Source organism: Rubrivivax albus (assembly GCF_004016515.1).
Lineage (GTDB): Bacteria > Pseudomonadota > Gammaproteobacteria > Burkholderiales > Burkholderiaceae_C > Rubrivivax > Rubrivivax albus.
This window is the reverse complement of the sequence record NZ_SACT01000010.1, coordinates 198,304-221,278: the sequence shown is the minus strand read 5'-3', so window position 1 is coordinate 221,278 and position 22,975 is coordinate 198,304. Positions and strand designations below refer to the sequence as shown.

Genomic DNA, 22,975 nt, shown 5'->3' with positions numbered 1-22,975 from the left:
GGGTGGCGAACTCGGTGCACTACGCCCCGAAGTGAGGCGAGCCCGTGCCGTCGGCCTCAGCGCGCCGACCTGCGCCCGCCGAACGGGTCGACCCTGCCGCGCTGGATCCACACCAGCCCGAAGGCCGCCACGTCGTCGAAGCCGTCACCGTTGAAGTCGGCGATGGTCAAGGCGTCGGGCGTCATCGTCGCGAACGCGGTGCTCCGGTAGACCTCGGGCGGGAGGAAGGCGCCCGAGCCATCGGCCAGATGAACGGCCAGACTGTAGGTGTTGCCGTGCACGGTCAGCAGGTCACGCTGACCATCGGCATTGAAGCGGCCGACACCCAGCGCCACCAGGGCCTCCGGCACGTCCACCCATCGCGGCGGGTCGAACAGCAGGGTGCCCCTGTTGCGGAGAATCGCCACCCGGTTGCGCTGCTCGGCATCGCGTCCGCCGAGCAGCAGGTCGGGCCGCCCGTCCCCGTCGACGTCGGCGACGGTCAGCACGGTGGGGAAAAGGCCCAGGGGAATGCGCAGCCTCGATGTCGCAGCCAGCAGGCCGGGCGGCGACTGCGTCCACACCTCCAGCGTGCAGCAGCCGCCGGCGACGTCGGCGCCTTCGGCGCGCGCCACCAGCCAATCGTCCAAGCCATCGCCGTCGAGATCGGCCACCCGCATGTCACGTACGCCTGGTGCGTTGAGCGCTGGATGCCGCGCTTCGGTGAAGGTGCCGGGTGAGGCCTGGCGATGCAGCCAGACGTCGTAGTCCTGTAGCGCCAGCAGGCCCAGGCGGCCGCTGTCCTCGGCCAGGCGGATGCCGCGTGCGAGGTAGCGTCGCCCGGTGCCGATGCTGCCCGCCGGTTCGAACGTGACCGGGCCGGTGCGGCGCGACCAGTGCGGCGCGCAGCGGTTGTCGGCGATCAGCAGGTCCTGAAGGCCGTCGCCGTCCACGTCACCGACGTCGAAGGACGCCGGCTGGCAACCCGGTTCGCTGGGGATGCGCTGTGGTGTGGCGAAGGTGCCGTCGCCCTGGCCCGGCCACCACAGCAGGTCCACCACGCTGGCGTCGCGGGGGGAGATCGTGGCCGTCAGCAGGTCGAGCCGGCCGTCGACATCCAGGTCGATGGCCCGCATCTGCAGGTGCCCGCTGCCGTCGGCCAGCGGCCGAGGCAGGGCGAACCGTCCGCCATCGGTCGTGAACGACCAGCGGGCCTCGGTGCCGGCGTTGCCGAGGGCATCGCGCAGGCCCGCGGCCAGTTGCACCTCGTGACGTGCGCCGAAGTCGAGCGCCTGGGTGGGAACGAGGCGCAGCGCCTGCGGCAGCACCTCGACCGTGGCCGCGACCGGGCCGAAAGGGCTGACCAGCTGCAGGGTGTCGGCCGTCACGGACGCGGCGTCGAAGGGCTCGTCGAAGCGGATCTCCAGCGTCGGCGTCAACGTCACTGCGGTTGCACCGTCCCCCGGCAGGAAGGCGGTGGGCTGAGGGCCGAGGGCGTCGATGTCGAAGGTCCATTCCGTGGGCGCGGCGAGCCGGTTGCCGAAGACATCCGCCAGGGTGTCGCGGACCTCGACCCGATGGCGCCCGCTGACCAGCGCCTGCCCGGGTTCGAGCTGGATGCTGCGGTCGCCGGTCCAGCGCGCCGTGGCCGGCACCGGCTGCCCGTCCGGGCCAAGCAGCACCAGAGCCTGTGCCAGGTTCGCCGCGTCGGGGTCCATCGGTTCGTCGAACGTCACCTGCACGATCGCCGTGCGTGCCAGGGTGCCGGGCGCCGGCGACTGGGCGGCGATCTGGGGCGCGTCGCGGTCGCTGCGCGCGTCGCCCACGCGGTACGCCGTCAGCAGGGACTCGATGCGTCCGTTGCCGCCCGGGCCGGTGGCCGTGGTGACGTTGCGCACCAGGCCGACATGCTCGACGTACCAGCTGTCCGACGTCACGGTGATGCGGAGCTCCGCACTGCGGTCGAGCTCGGTGGGGGTCTGCGTGTCCACGGTGCGCACCAGCAGGGCACGGGCGAACGCGCCGGCAGGGGTGGTCACCGACTCCCAGCCGATCACCGTGGTCTGCGACTCCCAGAGCCCGCTGTCCGCAACGCCGTTGCCGTCGAAGTCCGCCAGCGGATGGAAGCGGATGCGGTGATTGACCCAGGTCGCCTCCGGCTCCGGGGGAAACCGGATGAGGTCATGGTCACCAAGGACACGGGTGGTCGGGTCCGCACTCAGGCTGTTCAGTTCGACGGCCGCCGACGCGGTCGTGCGGTAGTAGGCTGTTTCCTTCGCGCCGGCGGTGTCCAGTTCGATCGCCCATGCGGGCCCGCTGGTCGTCGTCTGCTGACCCAGCACGCGCACGCGTGCTTCCGTGCCAGCGATGCTGTAGACCCAGAAGGCCCGGTCGACCAGTGGAAACAGGGTCTGCGCGGAGGGCGTGCCGCCGCCGCCCGAGGCCGGGGGCGGCTCGCTGCTGCCACCGCTGCCTCCGCCGCCGCATCCCGACAGCACGAGGGTGAGCATCGCGAGCAAGGTCGCAAGCCGGGTCGAGGTGCACTGCCGAACGGGCTGCAGCCCGGAAAGCAAACGAGTCAACTTCATCCCTAACCCAGGCCAGCAGGTGTGGCGGAAGCGGTGAGATTCGAACTCACGGACGGTTGCCCGTCGCCGGTTTTCAAGACCGGTGCAATCGACCACTCTGCCACGCTTCCGGAGCGCCAGATTCTAGGCGCCCGGCCGCTTCGCCTGCGGGCAGGCGACCTGGGCGATCTCCTGCCGGCCGCCGTCGACCCGCACCGCGGTGAGCCGCCCGCCCCACAGGCAACCGGTGTCGAGTGCCAGCAGGTCTGGCCGCACGACCAGCCCCAGCGTGCTCCAGTGGCCGAAGGCCACGGGCGTGCCTGCCGTGCGGCGGTGCGGGTGATCGAACCACGGTGCAAAGCCCGGTGGCGCTGCTGCGGCGCCGTCCTTGGTGGCGAACTCCAGCGTGCCGTCGGCGGCGCAGAAGCGGATGCGGGTGAGCACGTTGATCACGTGACGCCAGCGGTCGGGCCCCTGCAGCGCTCCGTCCCAGCGTGCGGGCTGGTTGCCGTACATGACCTGCAGGAAGTCGCCGAGGTCCGGCCCGGCCAGCAGCGCTTCGACCTCGGTGGCCAGCGCCAGCGTCTCGTCCGCGGACCACGCCGGCACCACGCCGGCGTGCACGCACAGCCAGCCGGCGTGGCGCAGCGCAAGCTGACGCGTGCGCAGCCAGTCGAGCCAGGCGTCCCGGTCCGGGGCCTGCAGGATGCCGTCCAGCGTGTCGCTGCGGTGCGGCCGGCGCACGCCGTTCGCCACCGCCAGCAGGTGCAGGTCGTGGTTGCCGAGCAGGCAGCGTGCCGAGGCACCGTAACCGCGCAGCCGCTTCAGCACGGCCAGCGAGTCGGGGCCGCGGTTGACCAGATCGCCGAGCACGACGACCACGTCACGCGATGGCGAGAAGCCGATCTCGTCGAGCAGGCAGCCCAATGCCGCGTCGCAGCCCTGCACATCGCCGATCAGGTAGTCCATGGCGCGGATTCTGCCGGCGTGCCTGGTCGACACGTGCGGCTAGGCGGTGCAGTGGCTACCAGGCGATGTAGGCCCAGCCCTGTTCCTGCAGTTCCATCAGCACGGCCGCACCCACTTCCTCGACCTGGGCGTAGTCGACCATGTCCGCGGCCGTCCAGCGCAGCGTCTTCATCGTGTTGCCGCAGGCGATGAAGCGCACGCCGTAGTCGCGGGCCTGGCCGCGGGCGCGCTGGCGCAAGGCCTCGGGCACGGGGCGGCGCGGCTGGCGTGCCAGCAGGTGGATGCCCGGCCCGAAGGCCACCACGGCGATGGCCACGTTGTCCTGGTAGCGGCCGATCATCGCGCCCACCGAGTTCAGGATGTGCTCGAGATGCTCGGCGCCGGCCTGGTTGAGCTGGTAGACGATGCGGTGCTCGGGCGGGTCGCCGGGCATGCGTTCGGACGGTGCAGGCGAGGCGCCTGGCGCGGCGGCCAGGGCGCTGTTGCCCGTCGACGCCGCTACGCCGCCGCCCAGCGCGGCACTCCATGCCGGCCACCGCTTGAGCCAGTAGCGTCGCGTCCAGGGCATGCCGTCTCCTCTCGAGTGTCCTTGTCGGTGGAAAGTCTAGGCCCAACGCTGGCGTGACCCGGTGCGCTGGCGCAGTCCCGGGACATTGCTGCTCTGTTAATCTCCGCGTCCCGCAACAGCTCCCGGCCTGCGGCGCCGGGGGGTCGATGGACATCGCGCTACTGGTCTTCCTGATCCTGCTCAATGGCGCGTTCGCGATGGCGGAGATGGGGCTCACGGCGGCCCGCAAGGCGCGGCTTCAGGTGCTGATGGAAACCGGCGACGGCGGCGCTGCGGCGGCGCTGAAGCTGCACGAGGACCCGACCCGCTGGTTGTCGACGGTGCAGATCGGCATCACGTCCATCGGCCTGCTCAACGGCATCGTGGGCGAGGCCGCCTTCGCCGGGCCGATCGGCGACTGGCTGGAAGCCCGGCTCGGGCTGACCGAACAGGTGGCCGACATCGCCGCCACGGCCGGCGTGGTGGTGCTGATCACGTTCTGCACCATCATCTTCGGCGAGCTGGTGCCCAAGCGCATCGGCCAGATGTTCCCGGAACTGGTCGCACGCCTGTTCGCGCGGCCGATGAACCTGCTGTCCAAGGTCACCAAGCCCTTCGTGTGGCTGCTGTCGGCGTCCACCCAGGGCGTGCTCAAGCTGCTGGGCCTGGCCGGGCGTACCGCGTCCAGCGTGACGGAAGAGGAGATCGCGGCGCAGCTGGAGGAAGGCCTGGATGCTGGCGTCATCGAGGCGCAGGAGCACCAGATGGTGCGCAACGTCTTCCGCCTGGACGACCGCCAGATCGGCTCGATGATGATCCCGCGCGCCGAACTGGAATGGCTGGACATCAACGAGCCCATCGACCAGCTGCTGGCCAAGATGGTGGCGCATGGCCATTCACGCTACCCGGTGTGCCGCGGCGGCCTGGACGACGTGATCGGCGTGGTGGGCGCGGCCGACCTGCTGGGGCCGTTGTCGCGCGGCGAGCCGCCGTCGCTGCTGGAGCACCTGTCGCCGCCGGTCTTCGTGCCCGAGACGCTCAGCGGCATGGAACTGGTGGAGCACTTTCGCCGCAACGACGTGGACCTGGTGTTCGTCGTCGACGAGTACGGCGCGGTGCAGGGCCTGATCAGCGAACGCGACCTGCTCGAGGCCATTGCCGGGGAACTGGGCGAGGCCTCGGCCGAGGACGCCTGGGCCACGCAGCGCGCCGACGGCAGCTGGCTGATGGACGGCCTTATCCCGGCGCACGAGCTGAAGGACCGCCTGGCCCTGAAGGACCTGCCGGAAGAGGACCGCGGCCGCTACAACACGCTGGCTGGCATGATCATGCTGCTGCTCGGCCGGTTGCCGTCCACCGCCGACGCGGTGGAATGGGCCGGCTGGCGCTTCGAGGTCGTGGACCTCGACGGCAAGCGCGTCGACAAGGTGCTGGTCAGCCGGCTTCCCGAATTCACCCCCGCAGAGACCTCATGATCATTCCCGCACTCCACCGCCAGGCCGCGCCGGTCGACAGCCAGGCGCACCGCAACACCGCCGTCCGGCTGCCCGTGCCGTCCTGGGCGCACCTGGCCACCACCAACGCGCTGTTCATGACGGCCGCCGAGTGCCTGCATGCGGCCACCGACTACCCCATCGTGTTCGTCAAGGCGGGCGACGACGGCAAGGGTGGCACGGACTACGCACCGATCGCGGTGTTCGGCCTGTCGCCCGGCGAGAACCTGTACGTGCAGGAAGGCCGCTGGCGTTCGCATCGGCTGCCGCTGCTGATGGCCAGCTACCCGTTCGCGATCGCGCGCGGCGAGAACGGCCAGTTCGCGGTCTGCATCGACAGCGCGTACGAGGGCCTGTCCGAAGGCGGCGACGGCAGCCAGGGCGAGCGCCTGTTCGACGATCAGGGGCAGCCTTCTGCGTTCGCGCGCCAGGTCACGGGCGACCTGGAACAGCTCGAGTCCCAGATCCAGAGCACACGCGCCATCGGCCGCCGCCTGGCCGAACTCGGCCTGCTGGCCGAGAAGCGCTTCGACGGCACGATGCCCGACGGCGCCAAGGTCAGCGTCGACGGCTTCTTCATGGTCGACGAGGAGAAGCTCAAGGCCCTGCCGGATGCCACGATCCTCGAACTGCAGCGCACCGGCCTGCTGCACCTGATCCACGCGCACTGGATCTCGCTGGGCCACATGCGCACGCTGCTGATGTGGCGCGCGGAGCGCGCGGCGTGACACCAGCGCCGGCCGATGCGCTGGACCGCGACCTCTACGACCAGCCCGGCCACCTGATCCGCCGCGCACAGCAGATCGCGGTGTCGATGTTTCTCGACGCCGTCGGTCGCGACGTGACCCCGGTGCAGTACGCCGTGATGCGCATGCTCCAGGAGCGGCCGGGCATCGACCAGGTGACGCTGGCGCGCGAGGTGGCGCTGGACACGTCCACCACGGCCGACATCGCGGCCCGGCTGGAGGCCAAGGGCTGGGTCGAGCGCCGGCTGCTGCCGCGCCGCCAGCGCAGCCTGGTGCTCACCGACGAAGGGCAGGCCGTGCTGGCGCGGCTGATCCCGGGCATCCGCCAGCTCAACAGCAGCATCCTGGAGCCGCTGTCGCCCGACGAGCGGGTGCAGTTCATGGCGCTGCTGCGCAAGTTCGTGCGCCTGAACAACGCGCAGAGCCGTGCGCCGTTGCAGGCCGCGCGCGCCGAAGACTAGGGTAAACACGGATCTTTGGTTCCGGCTTGACCTCTATCATTCAGTATACTGAATGTGAGTCGGCCTGAGCTGCCGCTGAAGGAGCCCGCCATGTCCAACGCCGCATCCACCCCGTTCGTCCGCAATGCCTGGTACGTGGCCGCCACGCCTGGCGAGATCGACGACAAGCCGCTGGGCCGCACCATCTGTGGCGAGCGCATCGTCTTCTACCGCGGCGACGACGGCAGGGTCGCGGCGCTGGAGGACTTCTGCCCGCACCGCGGCGCGCCGCTGTCGCTGGGCCGGGTGGTGGAGGGCAAGCTCGTTTGCGGCTACCACGGCCTGGAGATGGGCTGCGACGGCAAGACCATCGCGATGCCGGGCCAGCGCGTGCGTGGCTTCCCGGCGATCCGCAGCTTTCCCGTCATCGAGAAGCACGGCTTCGTCTGGGTCTGGACCGGCGACCCGGCCCAGGCCAGCGAGGACGAGCTGCCCCACCTGCACTGGGCCGACGACCCGGAGTGGGCCTATGGCGGCGGCCTGTACCACGTGAAGGCCGACTACCGCCTGATGATCGACAACCTGATGGACCTTACGCACGAGACCTACGTGCACGCCACCAGCATCGGCCAGCCGGAGATCGACGAGACGCCGTGCAAGACCACGGTGGAGGGCGACAGTGCCGTCACCAGCCGCTTCATGAACGACATCCCGGCGCCGCCGTTCTGGCGCATGGCCATGCGCGCCCACGGCCTGCCTGACGATCAGAAGGTGGACCGCTGGCAGATCTGCCGCTACACCCCGCCCAGCCACGTGATGATCGAGGTGGGTGTGGCGCTGGCCGGCCACGGCGGCTACGAGGCGCCGAAAGACAAGAAGGTCTACAGCATCGTGGTCGACTTCATCACCCCCGAGACCGAGACCTCGATGTGGTACTTCTGGGGCATGGCGCGCAACTTCCGCGCGCAGGACAAGGCGCTGACGGCGCAGATCCGGGAAGGGCAGGGCAAGATCTTCGCCGAGGACCTGGAGATGCTGGAACGCCAGCAGGCCAACCTCACGCGGTGGCCCGAGCGCCGGTTGCTGATGCTCAACATCGACGCCGGCGGCGTGCAGGCGCGCAAGGTGATCGACAAGCTGGTGGCCACCGAGCAGGCCGCCCAGCCCGCTGCCGCCTGAGCGCTACCATCGCCCGATGACTGCGCCCACCACCCTGAACGTGCGCGTCGTGCGCAAGGCCGTCGAGGCCGAGGACATCTGCAGCCTGGAGCTGGCCGCGGTCGACGGCGGCCCGCTGCCGGCGTTCTCCGCCGGCTCGCACGTGGACGTGCAATTGCCCGGCGGCCTGACCCGCCAGTACTCGCTGTGCAACGACCCGGCCGAGACCCACCGCTACCTGCTCGGCGTGCTGAAGGACGCCGCCTCGCGCGGCGGCTCGCGCGCGGTGCACGAACAGGTGCAGGAAGGCAGCCTGCTGCAGATCAGCCCGCCGAAGAACCACTTCGCGCTGGCGCACGACGCGCAGCGGCACCTGCTGCTGGCCGGCGGCATCGGCGTCACGCCCATCCTGTGCATGGCCGAGCGGCTGGCGCGCACCGGCGCGGCCTTCGAGATGCACTACGCGACACGGTCGAAGGCGCGCACGGCCTTCGCCGGCCGCATCGCCGCGTCGTCCTTCGCCGACCGCGTGCACTTCCACTTCGACGACGGCGACGCGGCGCAGAAGCTCGACATCCCGGCGCTGCTGGGCACGCCGCGCGCCGGCGAGCACGTCTACGTCTGCGGGCCGAAAGGCTTCATGGACGCGGTGCTCGGCGCCGCGCGCGCCGCCGGCTGGCCCGAGACCCAGCTGCACTACGAGTTCTTCGGTGCCGAGGTGGGGCCGTCGGCCGGCGACGGTGCCTTCGAGGTCGTGCTGTCTAGCTCCGGTCGCGTGATCCCGGTGGCGGCCGACCAGACCGTGGTGCAGGCGCTGGACGCTGCCGGCGTGCTGGTGCCCACGTCCTGCGAGCAGGGCGTGTGCGGCACCTGCCTGACACGCGTGCTCGAAGGCGAGTGCGACCACAAGGACATGTACCTCACGCCCGAGGAACAGGCCGCTCACGACCAGTTCCTGCCCTGCTGCTCGCGCGCCAAGTCGCCGCGGCTGGTGCTGGACCTCTGACCCTTGCTGCCACGCGCGGCAGAATCACCACGACCTCCAGGAGACAAACGATGACCGCACGCACCACGCCCCCGTTCCGCGCCGACCACGTCGGCAGCTTCCTGCGCCCGAAATACCTGCTCGACGCGCGCGACCAGTTCTTCAACCAGAAGAGCATCAGCGCCGCGCAGCTGCGCGAGGTGGAGGACAAGGCGATCACCGAGATCGTCAAGTTCCAGCAGGACGTGGGCCTGCACAGCATCACCGACGGCGAGTTCCGCCGCACCTACTTCCACATCGACTTCCTCGAGCAGCTCGGTGGCGTGAAGACCGACATCCCGGTCACCGTGAAGCGCCCCGACGGCACCGAGGAACTGGCGCCGCCGGTGATCCGCGTGGTCGACAAGGTGCGCCACGTGAAGGACATCCAGCGCGCCGACTTCGAGTACCTGAAGTCTCAGGTCGCGGCCGGCTTCACGCCCAAGGTCACCATCCCCAGCCCGACGATGCTGCACTTCCGCGGCGGCCGCGCCGGCATCAGCCGCGAGGCCTACCCGGAACTCGACCCGGTCTTCTACGACGACGTGGCCAAGGCCTATGGCGAGGAACTGCAGAGCCTGTTCGACGCCGGCTGCCGCTACGTGCAGATGGACGACACCAACCTGGCCTACCTGTGTGACGAGAAGATGCGCGAGGCCGCTCGCCAGCGCGGTGATGACCCCAACGAGCTGCCGCACCGCTACGCGCAGTTCATCAACAAGGTGGTGGCGCACAAGCCCGAGGGCATGACCCTGGCCATGCACCTGTGCCGCGGCAACTTCAAGAGCACGCACGCGGCGGCCGGCAACTACGAGCCGGTGGCCGAGGCCCTGCTGTCGGAGATGAAGCTCGACGCCTTCTTCATGGAGTACGACGACGAGCGCTCCGGCGACTTCAAGCCGCTGCGCTACCTGAGCAAGGGCAAGATCGTCGTGCTCGGCCTGGTGACCACCAAGTTCGGCCAGATGGAGAGCAAGGACGAGCTCAAGCGCCGCATCGACGAGGCGTCGAAGTACGCCCCGCTGGACCAGCTGTGCCTGTCACCCCAGTGCGGCTTCAGCAGCACCGTCCACGGCAACAACATCGCGGTCGAGGACCAGCGCAACAAGCTGCGTCTGGTCGTCGAGGTGGCCAGCGAGGTCTGGGGCTGAGGTCAGCAGCGCCTCCACCGCACGCGGGTCGCTGACGGTCCGCACGCGGTCGTAGAGCACCTGTGCTTCGGCGAACCGGCGGCGCAGCAGGTTCAGCCACTGCTTGAGCCGCCCGGCGCTGTGGCGCGGCGCCACGCGCGCCGACACGCTGCGCCAGAACGGCAGCAACTGTGCGGCCACGGCCGGCCAATCAGGCGCCGCGTGGCCACGCACCGCCCAGGCCAGGCCGGGGTCGGCCACCATGCCACGGCCCAGCATCAGCGCGTCGCAGCCGCTCTCGGCCAGACAGCGCTGCGCGTCGGCGACGGTCCAGACTTCGCCGTTGGCCACCACGGGGATGCCCACCGCTTCGCGGATGTGGCCGATGCGGTCCCAGTAGGCCGGCGGGCGGTAGCCATCCACCTTCGTGCGGCCGTGCACCACCAGCTCGCTGGCGCCGGCGGCGGCGATGGCCTGAGCGTTCTCCAGCATGCGCCCGGCATCGCGGTGGCCCAGGCGCATCTTGGCGCTCACCGGCATGCACGCCGGCACCGCGCGCCGCACCGCGGCCACGATGGCGTGCACGAGTTTGGGTTCGTCCAGCAGCACCGCGCCGCCGCGATGGCGGTTGACCACCGGGGCCGGGCAGCCGAAGTTCAGGTCCACGCCGGCCGGGCCCAGTTCGGCCAGGCGGGCGGCGTTCTCGGCCACGCAGGCCGGGTCGCTGCCCAGCAGTTGGGCCCTCACAGGCGTGCCGGCCGGTGTGCGGCCGCCGGCATCGAGCTCCGGCACGATGCGGCGGAACACCCTCGGCGGCAGCAGCTGGTCGGTGATCCGGATGAACTCCGAGACACACAGGTCCACGCCGCCGATGCGTGTCAGCGTGTCGCGCAGCGTGGCGTCCAATAGGCCCTCCATGGGCGCCAGCAGCAACCGGCGCGGCAGCAGGCGGTGCAGGGATGGGCTGGTGGCGAGCATCGCGCGATTGTCGCTGCCGGTAGCATCGCGCCTTTGGCCACCGGCCTGCACCCCTCCCCGCTGCCATGCCCGTAGAACTCAAGACACCCGGCGCCCGCGCCGTGCCCCTGCACATCGTCGACCGCGCCAGCTTCCCCACCCACCTGCGAACGGCGCCGGCCGCCACGCAGCGCTGGCTGAAGGCCACGGGCTTCCAGGGTGAAGCCGACCGCCACGTGCTAGTGCCCGATGGCGACGGCGGCGTCAAGGAGGTCTGGGCCGGCGTCACCGCCGCCGACTCGCCGTGGGTGCTGGCCGCGCTGCCCACCGCGCTGCCACCGGGCACCTACCGCATCGCCGACGACGGGCTGGAGGTGCCCGACGAGGCGGCCGCGCTGTCCTGGGAACTGGGCGGCTACGCCTTCGACACCTACAAGGCCACGCGCCGCGAGCCCGCCACGCTGCAGCTGGCGCCCGGCCTGGCCACTGAGCGCGGCCTGATGCTGGCCACGGCCATCGCCTCGGTGCGTGACCTGGTCAACACGCCGGCCGAACACATGGGCCCGGCCGAGCTGGCTTCCGCCGTGAAGCTGGTCGCGAAGCAGCATGGCGCCAAGGTCAAGGAGACCGTGGGCGACGCGCTGCTGAAGGCCAACTTCCCCGCCATCCACGCCGTGGGCCGTGCCGCGGCCCGCGCGCCGCGCCTGATCGAGCTCAGCTGGGGCAGCCCCAAGCACCCGAAGCTGAGCATCGTCGGCAAGGGCGTGTGCTTCGACAGCGGCGGCCTCGACCTGAAGAGCGCCGACGGCATGCGCCTGATGAAGAAGGACATGGGCGGCGCGGCCAACGCGCTGGGCCTGGCGCAAATGGTCATGGCGCTGAAGCTGCCGGTGCGCCTGCAGCTGCTGATCCCGGCGGTGGAGAACGCTGTGTCGGGCAACGCCTTCCGGCCGGGCGATGTCTTCAGGTCGCGCAAGGGTCTGCACATCGAGATCGGCAACACCGACGCCGAGGGCCGCGTGATCCTGTGCGATGCGCTGGCCTATGCCGCGGAATCGAAGCCCGAGGTCATCATCGACCTGGCCACGCTCACTGGTGCGGCGCGTGTGGCGTTGGGGCCGGCGCTGCCGGCGCTGTTCTCCCGTGACACCGCGCTGGCGCGGCAGCTGGTGGACAGCGGCCTGGCGCTGCAGGACCCGCTGTGGCACATGCCGCTGTGGGCCGACTACCACGCCGGCATCGAGAGCCCGGTGGCCGACATCGTCAACACCGGCCGCAACGCCATGGGCGGCGCCATCAGCGCGGCGCTGTTCCTGGCCGACTTCGTGCCGGCGGACCTGCCCTGGCTGCACATCGACCTGTTCAGCTGGAACGACCAGGCCCGCCCCGGCCGCCCGGTGGGCGGCGAGGCGCAGACGCTGCGCACGCTGTTGCACTGGCTGGAGGCGCGCTTCGGCTGACCACCCGCTGCAGCTTGCCGCTGCGACCGTGCGGGAGCGGATGGCCGCAGTGCAGCGTCACCTGCACGTGGCGGGCGCCCTGGTCGGCCACGTATCGCTTCAGCACCTGCACGGCGTGGCGCGCGGCCGCGTTGTTCGAACCGGGCAGGCGCAGGCGCAAGGCCGACGGCCCGGTCTGCTCCAGTCGGAAGTGGAACAGGCCGGCCTCGTCCTCCAGCAGCGTGCTCAGCGCCAGCGGCAGAAGGCGCACGGGTCGATCGTCGGCGCCCTCGAGCTCGAGCAGATCGTCGCAACGTCCCTCGACCTCGATCACTGGCAGTGCCGAACCGCAGGCGCAGGGACCGACCCGCCAGCGGGTGCGGTCGCCGAGCGCATAGCGGATCAGTGGCTGCACGCCGTTGGCCAGGTTGGTCAGCAGCGTGTCGTGCGACAGCACGCCGGGCGGCACCGGTCGGCCGCGCGCGTCCACCGGCTCCAGGATCACCCAGTCGGCGTTCACGTGCAGCGCCTGTTCGCGGCATTCGGCGGCCAGGGGCAGGAACTCGCTGGCGCCGTAGCTGTGGCGCAGCGGGCAGTCGAAGACCTCGGTGATGCGCGCGCGTTGCGTGCGGCCCAGTGTCTCGCCGCCGGTCCAGACTTCCTGCAGTGACAAGCTGACCCGCCCTTCGGCCTGCGCCTCGGCCAGCATCGACGCGGCCGTGGGGTAGGTGGTCAGCACCGTCGGCGCGAAGGCCTGCAGCTCGGCCAGCAGGGCCGGCAGCGGCTGCAGGATGGAAAAGCCGCGCCACTGGTCGGCCAGCCACGGCATGCGCCGGCGCAGCCGCTGCAGCGAGGCCTGGCTGGCAAAGTGCCCGTCGATGGCGCCGACGAAGGCCATGCGTTCACCCCACCAGAAGGGGTCCCACAGGCGTTGCAGCGGGCGCAGCGGCGCCGGCCGCTGGAACTCCAGCGCGTCGTACACGGCCAACGCGCCTGGGTCGTGCACGAACAGACCGGGTTCGCCGCGGCTGCCGGAGCTTTCCCACACGGCGCACCCCGGTCCGCAGGTGTCGCCGATGCGGTGGGGGTCGGACACGAAGCGGCGCAGGCCCTCCAGGGTGAGCGACCGATCGGTGACCCAGGCATCGAAGTGCCGCATCAACGTGCGCTTGTGCTGCACCGGCAGGTCATCCAACGCCGCGCGGTCCGGGTCCAGGCCCCGCAACTGCCCGGCCAGATAGGGCGAGGCCTGCACCGCATGCCGCAACAGGGCCGTCAGCCGCTGGCGCTGCAGCGCGGCCCATGCCTCGGCGTCGTGCACCGGCGCCGAGGCCACAGCCCAGCTGGCGGTGGCGGGGTCGACCAGGGTGGACATGCCACCAAGGTAGCGTGCGAGGCCACTGCGGCCTTGCGCCCGATCAAGCCAGGGCCGGTGACGGCCCCGATGGGCCGGGCCGGACCGAGCGCATAACATCCCGGCTTCCCCGACCGGAAGACCACGATGTCCGACGCCCCCATCCTCGTCAGCACGCAGGGCCCGACCCGCGTGATCACGCTCAACCGCCCCGCGGCGCTCAACAGCTTCACCGCCGCGATGCATGCGCAGCTGCTGCCGGCCCTGGACGCCGCCGCGGCCGACCCCACGGTGCGTGCCGTCGTCGTCACCGGCGCCGGCCGCGGCTTCTGCGCCGGCCAGGACCTCAACGACGCCGACATGGGCAACGCCGCCGACGGCCCACCCGACGTCGGCGCCGTCATCGAACGCCACTACCGCCCGCTGGCCCTGCGAATGCACAGCATGCCGGTGCCGGTGATCGCCGCCATCAACGGCGTGGCCGCCGGCGCCGGGGCCAACTTCGCGCTGCTGGCCGACTTCGTGCTGGCGGCGCGTGGCGCCAGCTTCATCCAGGCCTTCTCCAAGATCGGCCTCGTGCCGGACTGTGGTGGCACCTGGCTGCTGCCGCGCCTGGTGGGCCGTGCGCGTGCCCTGGGCCTGGCGATGTCGGGCGACAAGCTGCCGGCCGAGGAGGCCGAACGCATCGGCCTGATCTGGCGCTGCGTGGACGATGCGGTGCTGATGAACGAGGCCCATGCCCTGGCCGCGCGTCTGGCGGCCATGCCGGTGCATGCCATCGCGCAGACACGCCGCGTCATCGATGCGTCGGGCGACCTGTCCCTGCCCGACGCGCTGACCCTGGAGGCGGACACCCAGCGCGAACTCGGCCGCCGGCACGACTTTGCCGAGGGCGTGGCCGCCTTCCTCGCCAAGCGCGCCCCCAGCTTCACCGACCGCTGAGCCGCAGATGAGACTGCATCCCACCGTTGCTGCCGTGCTGCTGGCTGTTGGGGCGTGCTGCCACCTGGGTGACACCTGGGCGCAGACGCCACCGCCGGCTGCCGAGGCGCCGACACTGCGTCCGGAGATCGCGCCGCCGCTGCAGGCGGCGCAGAAGGCCATCAACGACAAGGACTTCGCCACCGCCCTGCAGCAGCTGCAGGCGGCCGAGCAGGTGGCCGGGCGTACGCCCTTCGAGACCTACGTGCTCGAACGGCTGCGTTTCCTGGCAGCGGCCGGCCAGCGCGACACGCCTGGTGCGTTGAAGGCGCTGGAGGCCGCACTGGCCACGGGCCAGGTGGAGGCCGAGCTCAAGGCCACGCTGATGGACCAGGCCTCCAACGCGGCCTATGCGCTGAAGGACTACGACAAGACGGTGCACTGGGCACGGCAGGCGCTGGCCGCCGGTGCCACGGCCGACATCACCAGGCTGCGCCTGGCGCAGGCGCTGTATCTTCAGGGCCAGCACGCACCGGCAGCGCAGGTGCTGGCTGAACTGGCCACGCAGCAGCGTGCCGCTGGGCAGGTACCGACCGAGCCGCAGCTGCGGCTGCAGGCCAGCAACCTGCTGAAGATGGGCGACGAGGCGGGCTACGCCCGCGTGCTGGAGGACCTGATCGCGCTGGCGCCCAAGCCCGAGCTCTGGGCCGACCGCCTGGCCCGCCTGCTGCGCCAGCCGGGCTTCGACGAGGCGCTGACGCTCGACCTGTTCCGCCTGAGCCGGCATGTCGGTGCCTTCGCCACCACCGAGGCGGATCTGCAGCACGGCGACCTGGCGCTGCGCGCCGGCTTTCCGGCCGAAGCCAAGGCCGTGCTCGACGCCGGTTTCGCGGCCGGCCGGCTGGGCCAGGGGCCGCAGGCGGCACAGCACCAGGCCCTGCGGGACAAGGCCACGAAGGCAGCGGTGGCCGACGCGGCCGGCAGCACGTCCGACGGGCCGGCGCTGCTGGCCCGCGACCCGGCGCTGGCGCTGGCCGCCGGCTGGGCGCAGTTCACCGCCGGCCAGCGCGACGCCGGCTTGGCCCTGATGCGCCAGGCCGTGCAGAAGGCGCCGCAGCCCCGCCTGCAGCTGCGCCTGGCCGAGGCCCTGCGCACCGCGGGTGACACGGCGGCGGCGCGCACGGCGCTGACAGCGGCCCGGGACGCGGCCGCCACCGACGGCACCAGCGACCTGGCCCGGCTGGCGTTGCTGAGCCTGGGCAGGCCGTGACCCATCGGCGCCTGCGTGAACCCTGGACCGGCGATGCCCCGGCGTGCATGCGTCGGTGCCGGACAGGGCATGATGCGATGCCACTGATTCCTGGGAGCGCCCGATGAATCCGTACGACCTGATCGACCGTTTCGACGCCCAGGCCCGTGCCGACGGCTTCGACCAGATCCTGGACCGCGACTGGGGTGCCAACGAACTGGTGCCGGAACACACCCACCCGTTCGATGCACGCGCGCTGGTCGTGCGCGGCGAGATGTGGCTCGAGCACGGGGGCCAGACGCGTCACCTGCAGCCTGGCGACGGTTTCGAGCTGGCGGCGCTGACGCCACACGCCGAACGCTACGGCCCGCACGGTGCCACCTACCGCGTGGCGCGGCGCCAGCAGCCCGGCTGACACGGGCGCTCAGAGCCCGGGCAGGAAGCGGCCGCTGCGCTGCCGGTAGGCGGCGTAGCCGTCGAACACGCGCAGCAGCGCGCGTTCCTCGACGCTGGACTTCAGCCACAGCACGCCCAGCAGCACCAGCCAGGCGACCCAGCCCAGGGCTGGAAGCGAGCCGCCCTCATCGCCGCCCCCGGCCATGCGCACCGCGCCCAGGCCGGCCAGCAGCAGGGCGCTGTACATCGGGTGCCGGACCCAGCGGTAGGGACCGCGGTGCACGAAGACCGCGCCATCACGCGGCTGCGGACGGATGTTGAAGTTGCCCGGCCGGTTGGCGCTGAGTGCCCAGAGTCCCAGCACTACCCCGGCGGCCAGCAGCAGGCCGGCATCGACCTGCGGCCACCGCCCTGGCGCCAGCGCCAGGCCGGCCAGCACGGCCAGCAGGCCGAACTGTGCGGCGACCAGGGCAGCGCCGACCATCGTGCTCAGCGCCGGCGCGCCACCAGACCGATCAGCGCCGAACGCCCGTGGTGGCCGCTGCCTTCGGCGAGGTCGTCTTCGTAGTCCTCGAGCGACACGATCTCCATGCCGGCGAAGGCGTCGCGCAGCAGGGCTTCGGTGTACAGGTGATCCAGCTGTCCCGGCCCGCCGGTGCGGTAGTCCAGCTGGCGCGGCGTGTAGCCCTGCAGCAGCAGCAGGCCTCCCGGCTTGAGGCAGCGCTGCATCCGGGCGAACAGGCGGCTGCGCAGGGCGGGGTCGGCGAACTGCACGAAGATCGCGGCCACGCCGTCGTAGGCGGCCTCGGGCCAGGCCCAGCCGTCGACGTCGGCCACGTCGTAGTGCACCGTCACGCCGGCCTCGGCCGCCAGCGCGCGGGCCTTGCGCACGCCGGCCTCGGCAATATCGAAGGCATCGACCCGCAGCCCCTGCTGCGCCAGCCAGACGCTGTTGCGGCCCTCGCCGTCGGCCACGCAGAGCACGCGCGCGCCGGCCGGCCACGCCGCATGGCGGCGCAGCCAGGCGTTGGGTTCTCGCCCGAAGAGAAAGGCGTCGCCCGCCCCGGTGAAGCGGCGGTTCCAGGTGTCGGCGGCGTCGGAGAAGGTGGTCATGGTCGTGTCGGCGTGGCGGTGGGCGGTGGCGGCGCCTGCCACCAGGGGGCGTCGGTGGGCAGCGGCGAGGTCAGCGTGCCCAGAAAGGCGGCCAGCTGGCCCAGCTGCGACGGCGTCAGCTGCAGCGGCAGGATGTCGAAGTGGGGCCGGCTCGGGTGCTGTGCCGGGTCGTAGAACGGCGGCTGCGGCTGGTTGTAGTGGGCCAGCACGTCGGCCAGCGTGGCCAGCTGGCCGGCCTGCATGTAGGGTGCCGTGGCGGCCACGTTGCGCAGGCTGGGCGTCTTGAAGGCGCCCACCAGTTCCGGGCCCTGGGTCTTGAGGAAGCGCATCTCGCCGCAGTCGCGCTCGGCGTTCGCGTCGCTGTGCGGCGACAGGCAGCTGAAAGTACCGGCCTGCAGCCGCTGCACGCCGTCGGCGCGGCCCAGGTCGACGCGGCTGCGGTCGGGCTCGGGCGCACCGATGTTGTGGAACTCGTGGTTGGTGAAGAGCGGCCCGTTGTGGCAGCTGACGCAGCGCGCCGCGCCGACGAACAGGCGCAGGCCGGCCACCTCGTCGGGCGCCATCTGCTGGCGGGCCGCGGCGTCGTCGTCCCGCTGCAGCGCCTGCACGAAGCGGTCGAACCGCGCCGGCGCCATCTTCAGCCGGCGCTGGTAGGCGGCCAGCGCCTTGCCGGTCTGCGCGAAGACGCGGTCGATGGCGTCGCGCTGCGTCGATGGCAGGGCCTGCCAGGCCGCCTGGGCAGCGGCATCGCCCAGCGGCGACATCGGCCTGGCCAGGACCGCGGCCTCCGGCAGGTCGGGCACCGGCCCGAAGACGGCCGCCAGTGCCGCGCCTTGGGTCTGCAGCACGCGGCCGACCCAGCGGCTGCGCGGCGTGGCCATCTCGTCGGCGTGCTCGATGGGCCCCAGGGCCTGGGCCCAGAGGCTGTCGGCGCTGCCATCCCAGTTCAGCCAGGGGCCGTGCGCCGCACCCAGCAGACTGGGTGTGTGGCGGCGCGCCGTGCCGGCGGCCACGGCGCGCGGCAGGCCGTCGGTGAAGTGCCGCGCCGGCTGGTGGCAACTGGCGCAGGCGAAGCGGCCACTGTCGCTGAGCGCCGGGTCGAAGAACAGGCGCTGGCCCAGCTGCGCTGCGCGCGGGTCGTCGGCCCAGGCGTTCGACGGGCTGGGTGGCGGTGGGGGCAGGCGGTCCAGCGTCAGCGTGGCCAGGAAGGCGCGGTCGGCTGCGGTGAAGCGGTAGGCATCAACTGCCGGCGTGGCTGCCCAGGCCGTGCAGGCCTGCAGGGCCAGCAGCGCGGCGGTCAGATCGCGTCGCAGGCGTGCCGATGCCCAGGCCAGGAAGCGTGCAGGCATGGGTGTCAGAACACGAGGTTGAAGGCCACGTTGTCCGGGGCCGGCAGGGTGCCGTCCGCGCCCGCTGCGGGCTGGATCTCGAACTGCATCACCCACCAGCCGTCCATCTGGAACTTCAGGCCGTCCACGCGGTAGACACCGGGCGCGATCTCCCCGGTCACCCGCGGCTGGGTCGGCAGGCCGTGCACGTGACCGGGCATGTGGCCGCCGACGTCGATGCGCGCACCTTGCACCGGCGCGCCGTGCAGGTCGGCCACCAGCAACCGCCAGCGGTGCAGGCGGTTCAGCGGCACCGCGGCGGCGCCGGTGGGGCCGTCGGACGCCCTGTCCGCCGCGGTGTCGACCTCGATGTGGGCCACGAAACGGGCGTCGCGCGACAGCTGGAAGGACGCGATGTCGAGGTTGCGCGGCGGGTTCTGCGACGCCAGCATCGGGAACTGCAGCGTGAAGGCCTCGTCCAGCGGCGCGGAGGCGGACGCGGCGGGTGACACCGGTGCCTGGGCCATCGGTGGCGGCATATTCGGGTGTACGCTGCGCACCCGGGCGTTGTGCGCGGCGCCAGGGGCCAGGGCCTGGCGCAGGTCGGTGTCCAGCGTCAGCGGCGCGGTGTCGCGCACCCACTGTGGCCAGCCGGCGGCCAGACCGCGGGCAAAGTTAGCCGCGGCGTCACGGCGCGACGCTTCGGCCTGGTCGCGCGCTTCGGCGCCTTGGCGCTGCAACTGCTCCAGGCGGGCGGCATCGGCAGTCGCCGCCGGCCCGGCCGGGCGGCGCGACGCCAGGGCCCGCCGCAGCGCGGCCGCGTCGATCAGGGCCTGGCGCGACGTGGCGGCATGTCGTTCTGCCGCGGCCAGTGCCGCGCGCCCGGCCGCGAAGGCCGGTGCCGACACTGCGGGTGCGTCGCCTGCCGGCGTGCCGGCGGCCGCCCCGGCCGCCAGGGCAGCCCAGGTGCCGCCCGCCAGCATCGCCAGGGCCGCCAGGGCCTGGCGGACGCCGCGGTGCACCCCCGTCACGGGAACCGGATGCGCCAGCCATGCAGCGTGCCGGTCTGCCGCCGGCGGATGTCGCGCACGCGCAGCTGCCAGGTGCCCTCGGCGGCCTCGGTGCCGGCGTCCACGGTGTAGGTCTGCTGCAGGTTGTCGGTGCTGCCGCCGGTGCGGTTGTGCAGGTTGCGCACGGTGCCGGCGGGCGAGATCAGGTCCACGATGAGCTGGCCGATGGCCGGGTGCGTGATGTCCACCGTGACCTCGACCGTGCCCGCCTGACCGCTGCGCGTGACGGCGATGGCGCTGGTGGCGCCGGCCAGGTTGCGGTCGGGGATGGCCACCGGGGTGGTGTTCTCGAAGCTGCTGCCGCCGCCACCACCGCCGATGGCGTCCCAGTCGGGCGCGACGACGAACAGGCCGCCGCCGATGTCGCTGAGCACGACGTTGCCGCTGCCGAACCAGACGTAGCTGCTCCAGGTGCCGGAGAACTGCGGCGCGTCGGAACCGGGGATGGTGTCGAAGTAGGCCACCTCGGTCAGCGTGCCGCTGCGCGCCGCGGAGGCGTCGAGGATGCGCAGGCCGGCGCGGTAGTTGGTCTCGAAGACGTAGCCGTCGCGCGTGTAGAGGTTGTGGTCGATGGCCGGCGTGGGGCCGGTGTAACGGCCGATCTCCACCGGGCGGTCCAGGTCGGACAGGTCGAACAGGTAGGACCGCGTGTTGTGGCCGTTGCTGCTCTCGTCGAGTTCGTCGTTGACGATGATCGTGTCGTGGCTGCCGTCGAGGAACCAGCCCTGGTGCGTGTAGCGCACGCCGGCGTACGGGGTGCGGGATAGCATCTGCGGGTTGGCCTTGTTGGTCACGTCGACCACGGTGACCGTGTCCTCGTTATAGGCCACGCAGATCTCGCGCCCGGCGTAGGCGGCATCAGGCCCGGCGTAGACGACGCACTGCGTGTCGTGCGTGTAGCCGTCGGCCGAGAAGCAGCCGGCGAAGGCCGGCGCCTGCGGGCTGGAGACGTCCACCATGTACAGGCCGCCGCTGCAGCGGTTGCTGCCCACGACGTAGGCGTAGCCGGTGTCCTCATTGATGGCGATGTTGTGTGCCGGCCCGAAGGTGCCCAGGTGGGCCGTCTCGCTGAGCGTGCCACCCGGCGGCAGGCCGCGCAGCGTGCGCAGGTCGAAGACCTGCAGGCCGTGGCTGGCGTTGCCGCCGCCGTCGGCGACGATGAAGGCGTGGTCGGCATAGACCTTGATGTCGCGCCAGGCGTCGCTGCCACCGTTGTGCGACGGCAGGAAACCCAGCAGCACCGGCGCGGTGGGCACGCTGATGTCGACGAAGGCCGTGCCATGCGTGCGGCCGACGATGGCGATCTCGGCACCGGTGAGCGGGTCGGTCCAGCCCCAGATGTCGTTGAGGTTCTGCGTGCCGCCGCCGAGCGAGGCCTTGGGCACGAAGGCACGCAGGTCGACCTTGCTGCAGGGGTAGCCGTCGGCCTGGCCACCGGCACACACGCCGGCAGGCGCGTTGGCCGGGCGCTGCTGGCGCAGCTGCGCGGCGCTCGGGCCCTCGTTGCTGTCGTCGAAGCGGAAGCCGTCGGGGAACATCGCGCTGTGGGCGTGTGCCGCAGGCGCGCCGGCGCCGAGCATGGCGAGCACTGCGGCCATGCCCAGCACGGCCCGTGGCCCGCGCACGCCAGGCCGGCCGAGCCCTGCGCGCGCAAGTGTGGATCGAGTCATCCTCAGGCCTCCTGCTTCCTGGGCCGCCCGCGAGGCCGGCATCGGCCGACTCTATCAGCGGGGGCGGCCAGTGGGTACCGCGGATGTGGGAGGTTCGCCGAGCATGGCCGCGGCGTTGTCGTGCAGCAGGCGCTGTGCAAGCGATGGCGGCAGGGCCTGGACCCAGGTGCGGATGCTGTCGACCACGGCCCCGTAGCGCTGCCAGCGCTGCGTGCTGAAGGCGTCGACGGCCACGACGAAACGCTCCGGGTGACGCTCGAACAGGGCGCGCCAGGCCGGCAACAGCACGCCGCCGGGCGCGATGCGGTCGTCGCGCACGGAGGTGTCCACCCACAGTGCACGACCGACGTGCCGCGCCAGCGTACGCGCAACGGTCGCCGGGTCCGGTTCGGTGCCCAGATGCGCCCACAGCACACGCAGCCTCGGCGCGAGCGCGAAGGCACGGTCCACGACCTCGGCATCTCCGTGCAGCATCAGCACCAGGCCGCGTTCGGCGGCCAGGTGCACCAGTGCGGCGAACACCGGGCTGTTGGCGTCGGGTGCGAACAGGTGCAGTTCGCCCAGGCCAGTCCAGCGGCCGGTGTCCAGCTCGGCGCGCACCCGCTGCGGCAGGCCCGCGTCGTGCATCCACGTGGCCTTGTCGCGGTCGGAGGTGTAGACCCCGAGGAAGGGCCAGACGCGCTGCGGCGCATGGCGGTGCAGGCGCTGTGCCAGGCCGGCCGGGGTGCCGGAGATCGCGACACCGCGAACGCCGGCGGCGTCCAGCCGCGCCAAGATGTCGGCTGGCGACAGCACGTCGGCGTCCGCGGCCGTGTAGTGCGCGTGCGCGTCGATCATCGGCAGCGGTGCCGCGGCGGCGGCGTGGCCCGGCATCGTGGCCAGCAGCACGCACAAGGCGACGAACCGGCGCGCGGGCGTGATGGCGGCTTGCATGGTTGGCCTGCGCACCGGGCGCCTCAGCCAGCGTCTTCCGACGGTTCGGCGGCCGGGCCGAGCCTGGCCATGACCTCGTCGAGCGTGGCCAGGAGCGTGGCGACCAGCGTCGCGCCGAGTTGCGCCTCGATGGCGGTGTACTCGGCGTCGATGCGGGGGGCGATCCGCTGCACGAGCGCCTGGCTGCTGGCGGTGGGCGTCACCCGCAGGCGCCGCTGGTCGTGCGCCAGCCGCTCGCGCACCACAAGGCCCAGCGCCTCCATGCGGGCGAGGATGCCGGCCATGCTGGGGCTCGAGATGGCGCAGCGCTGGCCGATCTGGCGCGGCTCCAGCGGCCCCGTCTCCATGAGAAGGCGCAGGATGCGCCACTGCTGCTCGGTCAGCCCATGGGCCTTCAGCACCGGCCTGAAGCGGGCGAGCACGCATTCGCGCGTCTGCAGCAGCAGCAAGGGCATGTTCCGATGCGCGAACGACACGGTCGTCGGACGCTCG

Annotated in this window: 22 protein-coding genes and 1 tRNA gene; 10 read left to right on the top strand and 13 right to left on the bottom strand. The window is 71.9% G+C overall.

Annotated features, from left to right (window positions below; translation table 11 throughout):
* Positions 1 to 56 precede the first annotated feature (56 nt).
* The 4 genes from ENE75_RS22890 to ENE75_RS22875 form a co-directional block, all read right to left on the bottom strand.
* On the bottom strand, positions 57 to 2,489 hold the full coding sequence (locus ENE75_RS22890) for an FG-GAP-like repeat-containing protein (RefSeq protein ID WP_158289061.1): 2,433 nt from the start codon (positions 2,487 to 2,489) through the stop codon (positions 57 to 59).
* Positions 2,490 to 2,589: 100 nt separating this feature from the next.
* Positions 2,590 to 2,677 (bottom strand) — tRNA-Ser (locus tag ENE75_RS22885).
* Between the two features lie 13 nt (positions 2,678 to 2,690).
* Entirely contained in the window at positions 2,691 to 3,515 is an 825-nt protein-coding gene (locus tag ENE75_RS22880; RefSeq protein WP_128201036.1) for a symmetrical bis(5'-nucleosyl)-tetraphosphatase, read from the bottom strand.
* Positions 3,516 to 3,570: 55 nt separating this feature from the next.
* Positions 3,571 to 4,083 (bottom strand): DsrE family protein, encoded by a 513-nt coding sequence (locus tag ENE75_RS22875; RefSeq protein ID WP_128201034.1) that lies wholly within the window; start codon positions 4,081 to 4,083, stop codon positions 3,571 to 3,573.
* A 146-nt stretch (positions 4,084 to 4,229) separates the two neighbouring features.
* Here ENE75_RS22875 and ENE75_RS22870 point away from each other — a divergent pair, with 146 nt between their 5' ends.
* The 6 genes from ENE75_RS22870 to ENE75_RS22845 all read left to right on the top strand — a co-directional run bounded on the left by ENE75_RS22870 (position 4,230) and on the right by ENE75_RS22845 (position 10,074).
* Positions 4,230 to 5,537, top strand: a complete 1,308-nt coding sequence (locus tag ENE75_RS22870) for a hemolysin family protein (RefSeq protein ID WP_128201032.1) — start codon at positions 4,230 to 4,232, stop codon at positions 5,535 to 5,537.
* Positions 5,534 to 6,283 (top strand): SapC family protein, encoded by a 750-nt coding sequence (locus tag ENE75_RS22865; RefSeq protein ID WP_158289060.1) that lies wholly within the window; start codon positions 5,534 to 5,536, stop codon positions 6,281 to 6,283. Before ENE75_RS22870 ends, ENE75_RS22865 begins: the two co-directional genes overlap by 4 nt.
* A complete protein-coding gene (locus ENE75_RS22860) occupies positions 6,280 to 6,762 on the top strand; it encodes a MarR family winged helix-turn-helix transcriptional regulator (RefSeq protein WP_233259226.1) in 483 nt (160 codons plus the stop codon). Before ENE75_RS22865 ends, ENE75_RS22860 begins: the two co-directional genes overlap by 4 nt.
* Positions 6,763 to 6,852: 90 nt before the next feature.
* Positions 6,853 to 7,920, top strand: a complete 1,068-nt coding sequence (locus ENE75_RS22855; RefSeq protein ID WP_128201028.1) for an aromatic ring-hydroxylating dioxygenase subunit alpha — start codon at positions 6,853 to 6,855, stop codon at positions 7,918 to 7,920.
* 16 nt (positions 7,921 to 7,936) lie between these two features.
* A complete protein-coding gene (locus tag ENE75_RS22850) occupies positions 7,937 to 8,905 on the top strand; it encodes a PDR/VanB family oxidoreductase (protein ID WP_128201026.1) in 969 nt (322 codons plus the stop codon).
* Between the two features lie 50 nt (positions 8,906 to 8,955).
* Entirely contained in the window at positions 8,956 to 10,074 is a 1,119-nt protein-coding gene (locus ENE75_RS22845; protein WP_128201024.1) for a 5-methyltetrahydropteroyltriglutamate--homocysteine S-methyltransferase, read from the top strand.
* Here ENE75_RS22845 and ENE75_RS22840 read toward each other — a convergent pair.
* Positions 9,964 to 11,031: a tRNA dihydrouridine synthase gene (locus ENE75_RS22840; protein ID WP_233259225.1), complete on the bottom strand. Its 1,068-nt coding sequence runs from the start codon at positions 11,029 to 11,031 to the stop codon at positions 9,964 to 9,966. The genes ENE75_RS22845 and ENE75_RS22840 overlap by 111 nt on opposite strands.
* A 65-nt stretch (positions 11,032 to 11,096) precedes the next feature.
* On the opposite strand from ENE75_RS22840, the gene ENE75_RS22835 reads away from it, so the two are divergent.
* Complete coding sequence (locus ENE75_RS22835) at positions 11,097 to 12,470, top strand: leucyl aminopeptidase family protein (RefSeq protein ID WP_128201022.1); 1,374 nt, start codon at positions 11,097 to 11,099, stop codon at positions 12,468 to 12,470.
* Here the strand turns inward: ENE75_RS22835 and ENE75_RS22830 are convergent.
* Entirely contained in the window at positions 12,373 to 13,824 is a 1,452-nt protein-coding gene (locus tag ENE75_RS22830; protein WP_158289059.1) for a phenylacetate--CoA ligase family protein, read from the bottom strand. The two genes, ENE75_RS22835 and ENE75_RS22830, sit on opposite strands and share 98 nt — an antisense overlap.
* Before the next feature lie 126 nt (positions 13,825 to 13,950).
* Between ENE75_RS22830 and ENE75_RS22825 the strand changes: the two genes are divergently transcribed.
* The 3 genes from ENE75_RS22825 to ENE75_RS22815 all read left to right on the top strand — a co-directional run bounded on the left by ENE75_RS22825 (position 13,951) and on the right by ENE75_RS22815 (position 16,388).
* Positions 13,951 to 14,745 carry an enoyl-CoA hydratase-related protein gene (locus ENE75_RS22825; RefSeq protein WP_128201018.1) on the top strand — a complete coding sequence of 265 codons (795 nt, stop codon included), beginning with the start codon at positions 13,951 to 13,953 and terminating at the stop codon, positions 14,743 to 14,745.
* A gap of 7 nt (positions 14,746 to 14,752) precedes the next feature.
* Positions 14,753 to 15,994 (top strand): hypothetical protein, encoded by a 1,242-nt coding sequence (locus tag ENE75_RS22820; RefSeq protein ID WP_128201016.1) that lies wholly within the window; start codon positions 14,753 to 14,755, stop codon positions 15,992 to 15,994.
* Between the two features lie 103 nt (positions 15,995 to 16,097).
* Entirely contained in the window at positions 16,098 to 16,388 is a 291-nt protein-coding gene (locus ENE75_RS22815) for a cupin domain-containing protein (RefSeq protein ID WP_128201014.1), read from the top strand.
* Positions 16,389 to 16,397: 9 nt separating this feature from the next.
* Here ENE75_RS22815 and ENE75_RS22810 read toward each other — a convergent pair whose 3' ends face one another.
* From ENE75_RS22810 to hpaR, 7 genes are read right to left on the bottom strand one after another with little or no spacing between them, the layout of a single operon-like run.
* Positions 16,398 to 16,853 (bottom strand): methyltransferase family protein, encoded by a 456-nt coding sequence (locus tag ENE75_RS22810; protein WP_128201013.1) that lies wholly within the window; start codon positions 16,851 to 16,853, stop codon positions 16,398 to 16,400.
* Between the two features lie 5 nt (positions 16,854 to 16,858).
* The gene (locus tag ENE75_RS22805; protein WP_128201011.1) at positions 16,859 to 17,482 is read right to left on the bottom strand and encodes a class I SAM-dependent methyltransferase; all 624 of its coding nucleotides are present in this window, start codon (positions 17,480 to 17,482) and stop codon (positions 16,859 to 16,861) included.
* A complete protein-coding gene (locus ENE75_RS22800; RefSeq protein WP_128201009.1) occupies positions 17,479 to 18,831 on the bottom strand; it encodes a cytochrome-c peroxidase in 1,353 nt (450 codons plus the stop codon). The genes ENE75_RS22805 and ENE75_RS22800 overlap by 4 nt, the downstream gene beginning before the upstream one ends.
* Before the next feature lie 5 nt (positions 18,832 to 18,836).
* The gene (locus ENE75_RS22795) at positions 18,837 to 19,832 is read right to left on the bottom strand and encodes a FixH family protein (RefSeq protein WP_128201007.1); all 996 of its coding nucleotides are present in this window, start codon (positions 19,830 to 19,832) and stop codon (positions 18,837 to 18,839) included.
* A 5-nt stretch (positions 19,833 to 19,837) separates the two neighbouring features.
* Positions 19,838 to 21,550: a choice-of-anchor B family protein gene (locus ENE75_RS22790; RefSeq protein ID WP_199232393.1), complete on the bottom strand. Its 1,713-nt coding sequence runs from the start codon at positions 21,548 to 21,550 to the stop codon at positions 19,838 to 19,840.
* 54 nt (positions 21,551 to 21,604) lie between these two features.
* The gene (locus tag ENE75_RS22785) at positions 21,605 to 22,483 is read right to left on the bottom strand and encodes an amidohydrolase family protein (RefSeq protein ID WP_128201005.1); all 879 of its coding nucleotides are present in this window, start codon (positions 22,481 to 22,483) and stop codon (positions 21,605 to 21,607) included.
* Between the two features lie 23 nt (positions 22,484 to 22,506).
* Positions 22,507 to 22,938, bottom strand: a complete 432-nt coding sequence (gene hpaR / locus ENE75_RS22780; RefSeq protein WP_233259224.1) for a homoprotocatechuate degradation operon regulator HpaR — start codon at positions 22,936 to 22,938, stop codon at positions 22,507 to 22,509.
* Between the last annotated feature and the right edge of the window lie 37 nt (positions 22,939 to 22,975).